Here is an 11,688-nt window from a genome sequence, read left to right as displayed (position 1 = left end):
CCGTTCGTCCCTCCCGCCGCGCGGCCACCGAGAGCCCTGCCGTGTGCCCGGCTCGGGGTGACCGGCGCCCCGCCGTTGCCGGCCGGGGCCCTACGGCGCCACGGCGAAGCCGCTGTTCGTCCTCGGCAGCCGGCCGCCGGACCTGCCGCCCACCGCCGCCCTGTGGGCAGCCCGGGGACGTTCCGCAGGCGGTCGAGAGCCGTGCCCGCGTCCGGGAGTCGCAAGGAGCGCCCGCCCCGCCTCAGGAAGCGGCGCGGGTGGTGTCGGTGATTTCGACGCCGGAGTCGCCGAAGGTCAGCCGGCAGGTGTCCGCGCGGTACGTCGCCACCGAGACGGCGGCCGTCCCCTCGGCGGTGAAGTAACGGGTGGTGACCAGCAGCACCGGCGCGCCGGGCAGCCGGTCGAGTTCCTTGGCGTCGTCGGCGCGGGCGGAGCCGAGTTCGACGGAGCGGTCCTGCCCGTCGAGCGTGAGCCGTTGGAGTTCCCGCAGGACCGCCCGGGCCCGGGCGGGACCGGTCGGCGCGTCGATGGCGGAGAGCCCCGGCACGGACCGGGCGGGCACGTACAGCAGCTCGGCGGCGACGGCCTGGCCCTGTGTGACGCGGGTCCGGCGCACCGTGTGCACCGGCTGGTCGGCGGTGAAGCCCGACCCGGTGGCCAGTAGCGTCCGGACGGCGGCGGGCACCACGGCCTCGACCGAGTCCACGCTCTGCCAGCCGTCCACGCTCTCCGCGGGCCAGTTGTGCCCCGTGCTGCCGACGGCGACGCCCACCCGAGGCGGGGCGACGGTGGTGCCGACACCCCGACGCCGCTGCAATCGGCCCTCCAGCTCCAGCTGCTCCAGCGCCTGGCGCAGGGTGGCACGGGCGACTCCGAAGCGCGCGGCGAGCTCGCGCTCGTTGGGCAGCACCTCACCCACGGCGAAGTCCTGGTCCAGCGCCTCGCTGAGCACGGTCTTCAGGTGCCAGTACTTCGGCTCCGGCACCGATTCGAGCTGCGTGGTCCCCACCCTGACTCCTCCTGCAATCACTGCAACGCCGTATTCCAGCGGCAGTTCCGCACCGCAGTTCCGCGCCCTTGTTTATTAAAGGTTCCTGCACTATCCCTGCGACGATAGGACGGCGCACCACCTTGGTCAAGACCAATGCTCGCCGCTTTGTCGGGCAGATCGGGCATATGTAGCAAGCCGTTCACAGGATGTTCGCGCGCGTGGAAAGCCTCCCGGCCGCGCCGGGTCCCTGCCCACGAGCCTCGCACCGCCGCCGACCGCCGCGCCCGAACCTTCCGCGGCCCGTGCGCCGCCGGGCCCTTGCCGTCGGCACCTACTGAGCGGTAGTCATTACTGACAGCCTGTCTCACACGCGTCCACCGACGAGGAGCAGCATGACCGCCACGGTCTCCTTCCCCATCGCTTCACCGCACGGCCCGCGCACAGCCACCGTCGCCTACGAGCGCAAGGGCGCGGGCGAGCCGCTCCTCCTCCTGCACGGCATCGGCCACCACCTCCAGGCCTGGCATCCCGTGACCGACATCCTGGCCGCCGAACACGACGTCATAGCCGTCGATCTGCCGGGCTTCGGCCTCTCGGGCCCGCTGCCACACGGCGTCCCCTACGACCTGGCCACGGTCGCCCCGGCGCTCGGCGCCCTGTGCTCCGCGCTCGGCGTGGAGCGTCCGCACGTGGCGGGGAACTCGCTCGGGGGGCTGCTCGCGCTCGAAATGGCCCGCGGCGGCCTCGTCCGCTCGGTCACCGCCCTCTCCCCGGCCGGCTTCTGGTCGCAGAGCGAGCGCCGCTACGCCTTCACCGCCCTGCGCGCCATGCGCGCCGGAGCCCGGGCGCTGCCCCTCCCCGCGCTGGAGCGGCTCTCCCTCACCGCCCCGGGCCGCGCGGCGCTCACCGCAACCATCTACGCCCGCCCGGGCCGACGTTCGCCCGCGGCCGTGGTCGCCGAGACGCTGGCCCTGCGCGGAGCCACCGGCTTCGACGAGACGCTTTCCGCGGGCGGCTCCGTACGGTTCACCGCCGACCTGCCCGGACTGCCCGTCACCATCGCCTGGGGCGACCGCGACCGGCTGCTCCCGCGCCGTCAGGGGATACGCGCGAAGCAGACCGTCCCCGGGGCCCGCCTGGTCCGGCTTCCGGGGTGCGGCCACGTACCGATGAACGACGACCCGGCCCTGGTCGCCCGGGTCATCCTCGACACGGCGCGCGCGGCTTCGCCCGCGTCCGCGTCCGCGCCGGCGAGCACCGTGATCAGCTGACGGGTGTTCACCCGCGGTTCGTGTGGGCGACGCGGCCGGGCCGGTGTGCGGCGGCACACTGGTCCGGCCCGCCCCCGCCGGCCCCTGGAGACATCCCATGGCACCCACGCCGCACACCCGACGGTCCGTGCTCGGCAGTTCGCTCGCCGTTCCGGTCGGCCTCGCCTGTCGGGCGCGCTCGCCGCACCGGCGTTCGCCGTCACCCGCAAGGCGCCGGCCCTCGCCCTGTCCGGCCGGCCGAGCGCCCCGTGGGGCGCCCAGTCCGGCGAGATCACCGCCCACTCCGCGACCGTCTGGACGCGTTCCGACCGCCCGGCGCGGATGTACGTCGAGACCTCCCCGAGCGAATCGTTCCGCTACGGCGTGCGCCGCCACGACGGCCCCTTCCTCGGGTCCGCCACCGACTTCACCGGCACCACCACCGTGCGCGACCTGCCCCCGGGACGGCAGGTCCACTACCGGGTGCTGCTCGCCGACCCCGCCGACCCGCGCCGCACCGGCGAGCCGGTCCACGGCACCTTCCGCACCACGCCCGTCTCACGCCGCGCGGACGTGCGCTTCCTGTGGTCCGGGGACCTCGCGGGCCAGGGCTGGGGCATCAATCCCGACCTCGGCGGATACCGGGTGTTCGAGGAGATGCGGCTGCGCGACCCCGACTTCTTCCTGTTCAGCGGTGACACGATCTACGCGGACGGCCCGATCCAGGCCTCCGTCGCCCGCCCCGACGGCAGCGTGTGGCGCAACGTCACCACCGAGGAGAAGAGCAAGGTCGCCGAGACACTGGCCGAGTTCCGCGGGAACTTCCGGTACAACCTGCTCGATCGCAACCTCAGGGACTTCAACGCCCAGGTACCGGTGCTCGCCCAGTGGGACGACCACGAGGTGCGCAACAACTGGTACCCGGGCCAGATCCTTGACGACCCCCGCTACACCGTCAAGGACGTCGACACCCTCGCCGCGCGGGCCCGGCAGGCCTTCGGCGAGTACTTCCCCGTCACCGACCTGCGCGGTGGCCGCGCCGAGGGCCGGATGTACCGGGTGATGCGGTACGGCCCGCTGCTCGACGTGTTCGTCCTGGACATGCGGACGTACCGGGACGCCAACTCCCCCGGGACGCAGACCGAGGACCCGATCGGCATCCTGGGCGCCGAGCAGTCGGCGTGGCTGAGGCGCGAGCTGTCCCGCTCCCGCGCCACCTGGAAGGTCATCGCCGCCGACATGCCGCTGGGCATCGTCGTCCCCGACGGCGCCGCGAACTTCGAGGCGGTCGCGCAGGGCGACCCCGGCGCCCCGCTCGGCCGCGAGCTCCAGATCGCGGAAGTCCTGCGTCACATCAAGCACCGGCGCATCACCGGCACCCTGTGGCTCACCGCCGACGTCCACTACACGGCCGCGAACCACTACGCGCCGGAGCGGGCCGCCTTCACCGACTTCGCACCGTTCTGGGAGTTCGTCTCCGGCCCCATCGGCGCGGGCGGCTTCCCGGCGGGCCGGCTCGACGCGACCTTCGGCCCGCGCACGGCGTACGTCCAGTCGGCGCCGGTCGCCAACATGTCCCCGGCGGAGAACCCCCCGTACTACGGGGAGGTGTCGATCGACGGCGGCAGCGGTGAACTCACCGTCCGCCTGCGCCGCCACGGCGGCGGCGTACTCTTCACCACGACGCTTCAGCCCGGGCGCGTGGGACAGGCCTAGCGGCTTAACCAGTCGGTCACAGATCGTTCGCGGTCACGCAACACCCCTGCGTCACAGTGGTGTGCATGACTGACCGTAACCCCGCCTCCGCCCAGCGTGCCCACCGCCACCACTGGCGCCGTGACCTCGTCGAACTGGCTGCCCTGTTCTGCGCCGTCGCGGTCGCCGACGGCATCGCCAATCTCGTCGCGCACGGCCCCCGGGGGCCCGTACTACTGGTGGCCTCGGCCGTCGCCCTGCTGATCACGGCGGCCTTCCACACGTGGTGGGCGCGCCGCCACAGCCATGCGCCGCCGCCCGGTCCGGCGCTCCCGGCCGTCGGCGGCCGGGCCGCCTCCTCCTCTCCCGCCGACCCCTCCCCCGCCTCGACCACCGCCGCGCTGTGGCGGATGCGGACGACGGTGCGCGACGAACCGGGCAGCCTGGCCGCGCTCTGCTCGGCCCTCGCCCGCAACGGCGTGGACATCCTGACCCTCCAGACCCACCCGCTGCCCGAGGGCGGCACCGTCGACGAGTTCCTGCTCCGCGCCCCCCAGCGCCTGCCCTCCGCCGACCTGACCCGGGCCATCTCCGGGGCGGGCGGCCACAGCACCTGGATTGAGCGCGCCGACGCCCACGACCTGGTCGACACCCCGACCCGGGTCCTCGGCCTGGCCACCCGCACCGCCCTGGACGCCGCCGAACTCCCCCTGGCCCTGCGCCAACTGCTCGGCCGTTGCACGATCCACTCGATCCCCGCGACCACCCTCTCCGGCCGCCCCAACGCGGGCGCCGACGCCCCGGTCGAGGGAGTACTGGAGGCGACGGTGATGCGGCTGCGCGACCCGTCGGGCGGTGCCATCACCGTCGAGCGCCCCTACCTGCCCTTCACGCCCACCGAGTTCGCCCGCGCCCGGGCCCTGGTCGAGCTCGACGCCCGCCTCGGCCCGCGCGTGCCGCGCAGCCAGGACGTACTGACCCTGCCCGAGGGCAACGAGATCACCGTGCGCCGCGCCGACGGCTCCGACCTGGCCGCCGCCCGTGCCATGCACGACCGCTGCTCCGAGCGGACCCTGGGCCTGCGCTACCACGGCCCGGTCGCCGACGCCGACCGCTACCTCGGGCACCTGCTGAGCCCCCGCTTCGGCCGCACCCTGGCCGCGACCACCGCCTCGGGCAAGCTCGTCGCCCTCGGCCACCTGCTGTGGGACGGCGACGAGACCGAGGTGGCGCTGCTCATCGAGGACGACTGGCAGCGGCGCGGCATCGGTTCCGAGCTGCTGCGCCGCCTCATCGCGATGGCCGTCGAGGCCGGTTGCGACAGCGTCTACGCCGTCACCCAGGCCTCCAACACCGGCATGGTCGCCGCCATGCGCGGCCTCGGCCTCCCGCTGGACTACCAGATCGAGGAGGGCACGCTCGTGATCACGGCCCGGCTGGGCGCGACTCCGGTCACCTCGCGGGTCCCGTACGAGGTCCCTCGCGGGCGTCCCGCGCACGAGGCCCGGCGCCACCGGAACTGACCGGCCGGCCCCGCGAACAGGCCCCGCGAACATGCGAGCAGGACCTGTAAGCAGGCCGAGAGCGAACGGTGATGACGCGGGGAGGTGCCCCGTACGAAGATGGCCGCATGTCAGACACCCTCCACAATGACAGCGCCTCCCGGCTTCCCCGCCAGGTCGCAGACGCCTACGTCGACGACTTGATCGCCATCGATCCGATCATGGGCACCTACCTCGGCGACACCTCCAGCTCCGACAAGCTCCCCGACTTCTCCCCGGCCGGCCGCGCCGCCGTCGCCGAGCTCGCCCGCGTCACCCTCGCGCGGCTCGACGTCGCCGAGCGGCTGCCCGGCGCGGACACCGACGTCGAGCGGCGCTGCGGGCGCCTGCTGCGCGAGCGGCTGACGGCTGAGATCGCCGTGTACGAGGCCGATGAGGACCTGCGCTCGGTCAGCAACATCCACTCCCCGGCGCACGCGGTCCGCGAGGTCTTCACCCTCACCCCGGCCGCGACCGAGGACGACTGGGCGGCGATCGCCCGGCGGCTGCGCGCGGTTCCCGAGGCCTTGACCGGCTACCGCGAGAGCCTCCGGTCGGGTCTGGAGCGCGGCCTGTACGCCGGCCCCCGCGCCACCGCCACCTTCGTCGGTCAGCTCACCACCTGGGCGGGCCAGGACACCGACGCGGACGGGGACTTCTTCGGCGGGTTCGCGGCGGCCGGCCCCGAGTCACTGCGCACGGAACTGGACAAGGCCGCGGCCGGTGCGACCGCCTCCGTCGTGGAGCTGCGCGACTGGATGCGCGACGTGTACGCCCCGGCCGTCGAGGGTCGCCCGGACACCGTGGGCCGCGAGCGGTACGCCCGTTGGGCTCGGTACTACAACGGCACCGACCTGGACCTGGACGAGGCCTACGCGTACGGCTGGGCCGAATACCACCGGCTGCTGGCCGAGATGAAGACGGAGGCGGCGAAGATCCTCCCGGGTGCGGGTCCCTGGGAGGTGCTCAGGCACCTCGACGAGCACGGCACCCACATCGAGGGCGTCGACGAGGTGCGTGCCTGGCTGCAGGGCATCATGGACGAGGCCATCGAGAACCTCGACGGAACCCACTTCGACCTCGCCGAGCGGGTCAAGAAGGTGGAGTCCATGATCGCGCCCGCGGGCGGCGCGGCGGCTCCGTACTACACCAGCCCCTCCGAGGACTTCTCTCGCCCGGGTCGCACCTGGCTGCCGACCATGGGCCAGACCCGGTTCCCGCTGTACGACCTGGTGTCCACCTGGTACCACGAGGGTGTTCCCGGCCACCACCTCCAGCTCGCGCAGTGGACGCACGTCGCGGACCGGCTCTCCCGCTACCAGGCCGGCGTCGGCATGGTCAGCGCGAACGTCGAGGGCTGGGCCCTGTACGCGGAGCGCCTGATGGACGAACTCGGCTACCTGCGCGACGCCGAGCAGCGGTTGGGCTACCTGGACTGCCAGATGATGCGCGCCGCTCGGGTCATCGTCGACATCGGCATGCACCTGGGCCTGGAGATCCCGGCGGACTCGCCGTTCCACCCGGGCGAGCGGTGGACGGTGGCGCTGGCCCAGGAGTTCTTCGGCCTGCACAGCGGCCGGCCGGAGGACTTCATCGAGAGCGAGGTGACGCGCTACCTGTCGATGCCGGGGCAGGCGATCGGCTACAAGCTGGGCGAACGCGCCTGGCTGCTGGGCCGGGACAACGCCCGCGCCGCGCACGGCGACTCCTTCGACTTGAAGGCGTGGCACATGGCGGCGCTGTCCCAGGGCTCGCTGGGTCTGGACGACCTGGTGGACGAGCTGTCGAAATTGTGAACTGAGCCGAGCGACGCGCACGGGCCGCTCGCCGCCCGCGAGGGACGAGCGGCCCGTCGCTTCCGCCGAGCGTCTCCTTGACCTGGTGGCCCAGGCGGGCTCCTCGCCGCTCCCCCGCCGGCCGCCGAGTCCGTGAGGGAGGGCCGCCGGTCAGCCCGCCTGCCCGGCCAGACGGTGGCGCACCACCGAGCCGCCGCGCTGCTTGACGATCTCCAGCTGGGCCTGGACCCGGCTGCGCAGGTCGGCGACGTGGCTCACGATGCCGACGCTGCGGTCGCGTTCGCGCAGGGAGTCCAGTACGTCGAGCACCTCGTCCAGTGCCTGGTCGTCGAGGCTGCCGAAGCCCTCGTCGATGAAGAGGGTGTCGAGGCGCATGCCGCCCGCCTCGTCGGTGACCACGTCGGCCAGCCCCAGCGCCAGGGCGAGCGAGGCGAAGAAGGTCTCGCCGCCGGACAGGGTGGCGGTGTCCCGCTCGCTGCCCGTCCACGCGTCCACGACGTGCAGTCCGAGGCCGGAACGGCCCCGTCCGCTCGCCCGCGCGTCGGAGTGGACCAGCGTGTAGCGGCCGCCGGACATGCGCAGCAGCCGTACCGTCGCCGCCGCCGCGACCTGCTCCAGGCGCGCCGCGAGGACGTACGATTCCAGCCGCATCCTGCGCTCGTTGTCGGCGGAGGTGCCGGCGGTGAGCCCGGCCATCCGGGCCACCCGGTCGTACTCCTCGCGCAACGGACCCAGGGCCCGCAGTTCCGACTCCGCCTGCCGCGAGAGCCGGTCCAGCTCGGCGCAGCTCACGCGGGCGGCGTCGACGGCCGAACCGGCCGCCCGCAACTTCGCCGCCGCGGCGGCCGCGTACTCCTCGGCGCCCCGCGGGTCGGCGGCCGGCAGGGCCGCTGCCGCAGCGGTGTCCTGTTCGGCGTGCCGGTCGGCCAGCATGGCCTCCTCGGCCTGCCAGGCGTCCAACCGGCGTTGGAGGGCGGTGCGTTCGTATTCCGGCAGTACGGCGTCGGCCGCCTCTCCCGTGGTGTCGAACCCGGCCTTGAACGAGGCGTCGGCCAGTTGGTCGTCGGCCTCCTTGAGTCGAGCGGCGGTCGCCTCGGCGCGGCGCAGCGCGGCCGCGGCCCCGGTGACGATCCGGACCCGCTCCTCCAGGACGCGGGCGCGGGCCGCGACACTGGGCGCGTCGCCCCGTACGAGGGCCAGCTCGGCCTCCAGCGCGCCTTGCTCCCGGTCCAGGGCCTCCCGTCGCGAGGCCCTGGCGGCGGCCCGGCGCTCGGCCTCGAGCCGGTCGGCGCTGCGCGCGGCGTACTCGCGCTCGGCGCGGGCCAGGCGCTCGCGGGCGGTGTGCAGGCCGGCCGCCTCCGCGTGGGCGGCGGCGTGCCGGGCGCTCAGGTCGCCGGTGAGTTCCAGGAGTTCGGCGGTGGTGGCCTCCCCGGCGGCGGCCGCGGCTTCGGCCTCGGCCTCCCGGACGGCGGCCAGCTTCCGCTCGGCGGCGCCGCGCCGTTCCTCGGCCTGCTCGAAGCGGGCGTGGGCGGCGTCTTCGGCGGCCCGGTCGACGTGCCCGGGCGCGGGACGCGCGGGAAGCGGGTGCTCCGCCGATCCGCACACCTTGCAGGGCTCCCCCGCCACCAGGGCGGCGGCCAGTTCGGCGGCGATCCCGCTGAGCCGGGCCTCCTTCAGCTCCAGCCAGCTCTCCCGCGCGGCGGCGGACTCCTCGCGCAGCCGCAGCAGCGCGGCGTCCGCGACCTCGGCGTCGGCGGCGAGGGCGTCGCGCCGCCGGGCGGCGTTCAGGTGCAGCCGGGCAGGCTCCAGCCGGGCGGCGAGCTGCTCGACGAGGGTGGCGGCCTGCTGGGCGGCTTCGACGCGCCCGGCCAGCTCGGCGCGGGTGTCCTCCCAGCGGGCGAGCCACTCGGCGGACTCCTGGCGCTGCTCCTCGGCGTCCCGGGACTCCCGGTCCAGCGTGGCCCGCTCGCGGCCGATCTCGGCACTGCGCTGCTCGGCCCGCCGGGCCGCCCCGACCGCTCCGAGCTCTTCCCGCAGCCGCTGCTCGAAGGCGGCGAGCTGTTCGGCTCCCGCTTCGGCCAGGTTGGGCGGGAGTTCGGCGAGGGCGAGCGTCTGCGCGTGGGCGGCGGTCAGGTGCGCGGCGGCGGCGGCCCCGCGCAGTTCCAGTGCGGGCGCGACGAGGGCGCCGCGGCGGGCCCGGTCGAGCAGGGCGCGCACCCGCTCCCGCTCGGGCCCGGCGGCGTCGAGCAGGGCGGCCCGGCGCAGGGTCTCCGTGTGGCGGCTTTGCAACCGGTCGAGTTCCCGTGCCTCCTCGGCGGCCCGCCGGGCGGCCGCGTACCGGCTCTCGACGGCGGCCAGCGCGTACTCGGCGACGGTGAGCCGCTCCCGGGCGGCGCAGCGGGCGACCGCGGCCCAGGCACGGACGGCCTCGGCGAGTCCGGGGTCGCCGGGCTGGTGACGGGGCAGCGGCCAGGCCCGCAGGTCGGCGCAGTCCCCGGCGGCCTGGGCGATGCGCTGGGCCACGCCGAGGACGCGCTCGTCGCCCGCGCGCACCTTGGCCTCGGCCGTACGGCGCCGCTCGGCGAGCAGGGTCTCGACCGCGGCGAAGCGGCGGGTGTCGAAGAGCCGCCCCAGGAGCCGGCCGCGCGCTTCGGCGCCGGCCCGCAGGAACTGGGCGAACTCCCCCTGCGGCAGCAGCACCACCTGGCAGAACTGTTCGCGGCTCATGCCGAGCAGTTGCTCGATCTCCTCGCCGATCTCCTGGTGGGAGCGGCTGAGCCCCTGCCAGGACCCGTCGAGGCGTTCGCGCAGCAGGCTTTGGGCGCGGTCCCTGGTCGTGCCGGTGCCGCGTTTCTTGGGCCGGTCCTGCTCGGGTCGCCGCGTGATCTCCAGGCGGCGGCCGGCGGCGGTCAGTTCGAGGGTGACCTCCGTCACGGTGTCGGGAGCGGCGTGGTCGCTGCGCAGGCTGGTGAGGTGGGGGAGGCGGGAGCCGGGCACCGCCCCGTAGAGCGCGAAGCAGACCGCGTCGAGGACGGAGGTCTTGCCCGCGCCGGTGGGTCCGTGGAGCAGGAAGATCCCGGCGCCGGAGAGGGCGTCGAAGTCGATCTCCTGGGGCTCGGCGAACGGCCCGAAGGCGGTGACCTTGAGCCGGTGCAGCCTCATAGGAGGGTCTCCTCGCCCACGGCCTGGGTGCGTACGTCGTCGAAGGCGCCGCGCAGCACGGCCCGTTCGGCGTCGTCGGCCCGGCCGCCGCCGCGGACGTGCGCGACGAAGTCCTCGGCGATCTCCTGGTCGGTGCGGCCCTTCAGCCGCTGCGCGTAGGAGGCCGCGCCTTCCTTCTCGCGGCCCTCGGGTTCGAAGGCGAGGCTGAGGACGTGCGGGAAGCGGGCGGCGAGACGGGCCATGGGGTCCTGGGGGCGGACGGCGTCGGTGAGGGTGGCCTCGATCCAGCGGTCCTCGTGGGCGTCGAGGGCCGGGTCCCGCAACAGTTCCTCCAGCCGTCCGCGGAGCCGGCCGAGGGCGCGCGGTACGGGTGTGTCGATCCGCTCGGCGGTGACGAGTTGCCCTGCCGCGCCCAGTTCGATCAGCCACATCGTCTTGCGGTGGTCGGCCTCGGAGAAGGAGTAGGCCAGCGGGGAACCCGAGTAGCGGACCCGTTCGTCGATCTTCTGGCAGCCGTGGAGGTGGCCGAGGGCCACGTAGTCGACCCCGTCGAAGACGCGGGCGGGCACGGCTTCCACCCCACCGACCGTGATGTCGCGCTCGCTGTCGCTGGGCTGCCCGCCGGTGACGAAGGCGTGGGCGAGGACGACGGAGCGGGTCCCGGGAGCCCGGCCGGCGAGGTCTGCGCGCACCCGGTCCATCGCCGCGCCCAGGACCGCCTCGTGGCTGACCTTCGGCGCGCCGAGGGTCTCCTTCACCAGGGCGGGCTCCAGGTAGGGCAGCCCGTACAACGCCACGTCACCGTGTACGTCGGCCAGCACAACGGGGTCGGAGCAGCCGGCCGGGTCGGTCCTGAGGTATATCCCGGCCCCCTCGATCAGCCCTGCCCCGACGCCCAGTCGGCGGGCGGAGTCGTGGTTCCCGGAGATCATCACCGTGGGCACGCCGAGCCCGGCGAGCCGGTGCAGGGCCCGGTCGTACAGCTCGACGGCGGGCAGCGGGGGCACGGCCCGGTCGTAGATGTCGCCGGCGACGAGGACGGCGTCCACCCGGTGCTCCTCGACGGTCGCGACGAGGTGGTCGATGAAGGCGGCCTGGGCACCGAGCATGTTGACGCGGTGGAAGGACCGTCCGAGGTGCCAGTCGGAGGTGTGCAGAAACTTCACTCGCCGGCCTCGCCGCGCATGCCCGTCCCCCTGCTCGTCCTCCGGCACGTTGCCCCCACTACGCTAACCCGTCGCCGGGGGCGCCAC

The 11,688-nt window shown here is 74.5% G+C and carries 7 protein-coding genes; 4 read left to right on the top strand and 3 right to left on the bottom strand.

From position 1 onward, the window contains the following. Positions 1–241: 241 nt before the first annotated feature. Positions 242–1,009, bottom strand: a complete 768-nt coding sequence (locus ACV7NM_RS27190) for a GntR family transcriptional regulator (RefSeq protein ID WP_463412730.1) — start codon at positions 1,007–1,009, stop codon at positions 242–244. 374 nt (positions 1,010–1,383) lie between these two features. Here ACV7NM_RS27190 and ACV7NM_RS27185 point away from each other — a divergent pair, with 374 nt between their 5' ends. The 4 genes from ACV7NM_RS27185 (at position 1,384) to ACV7NM_RS27170 (ending at position 7,273) form a co-directional block, all read left to right on the top strand. Further along, a complete protein-coding gene (locus tag ACV7NM_RS27185) occupies positions 1,384–2,262 on the top strand; it encodes an alpha/beta fold hydrolase (RefSeq protein ID WP_463412729.1) in 879 nt (292 codons plus the stop codon). 165 nt (positions 2,263–2,427) lie between these two features. Further along, positions 2,428–3,957: an alkaline phosphatase D family protein gene (locus ACV7NM_RS27180; RefSeq protein WP_463414088.1), complete on the top strand. Its 1,530-nt coding sequence runs from the start codon at positions 2,428–2,430 to the stop codon at positions 3,955–3,957. Positions 3,958–4,022: 65 nt separating this feature from the next. Then, the gene (locus ACV7NM_RS27175) at positions 4,023–5,459 is read left to right on the top strand and encodes a GNAT family N-acetyltransferase (protein ID WP_463412728.1); all 1,437 of its coding nucleotides are present in this window, start codon (positions 4,023–4,025) and stop codon (positions 5,457–5,459) included. A 107-nt stretch (positions 5,460–5,566) separates the two neighbouring features. Then, the gene (locus tag ACV7NM_RS27170; RefSeq protein WP_463412727.1) at positions 5,567–7,273 is read left to right on the top strand and encodes a DUF885 domain-containing protein; all 1,707 of its coding nucleotides are present in this window, start codon (positions 5,567–5,569) and stop codon (positions 7,271–7,273) included. 150 nt (positions 7,274–7,423) lie between these two features. On the opposite strand, the gene ACV7NM_RS27165 is transcribed toward ACV7NM_RS27170, so the two are convergent. Then, positions 7,424–10,435, bottom strand: a complete 3,012-nt coding sequence (locus ACV7NM_RS27165; protein WP_463412726.1) for an AAA family ATPase — start codon at positions 10,433–10,435, stop codon at positions 7,424–7,426. Next, on the bottom strand, positions 10,432–11,601 hold the full coding sequence (locus ACV7NM_RS27160) for an exonuclease SbcCD subunit D (protein WP_463412725.1): 1,170 nt from the start codon (positions 11,599–11,601) through the stop codon (positions 10,432–10,434). Before ACV7NM_RS27160 ends, ACV7NM_RS27165 begins: the two co-directional genes overlap by 4 nt. Between the last annotated feature and the right edge of the window lie 87 nt (positions 11,602–11,688).

The sequence above is a fragment of the Streptomyces sp. Tek67B01 genome (assembly GCF_055231995.1).
This window is presented reverse-complemented; position numbering and strand designations above follow the sequence as displayed.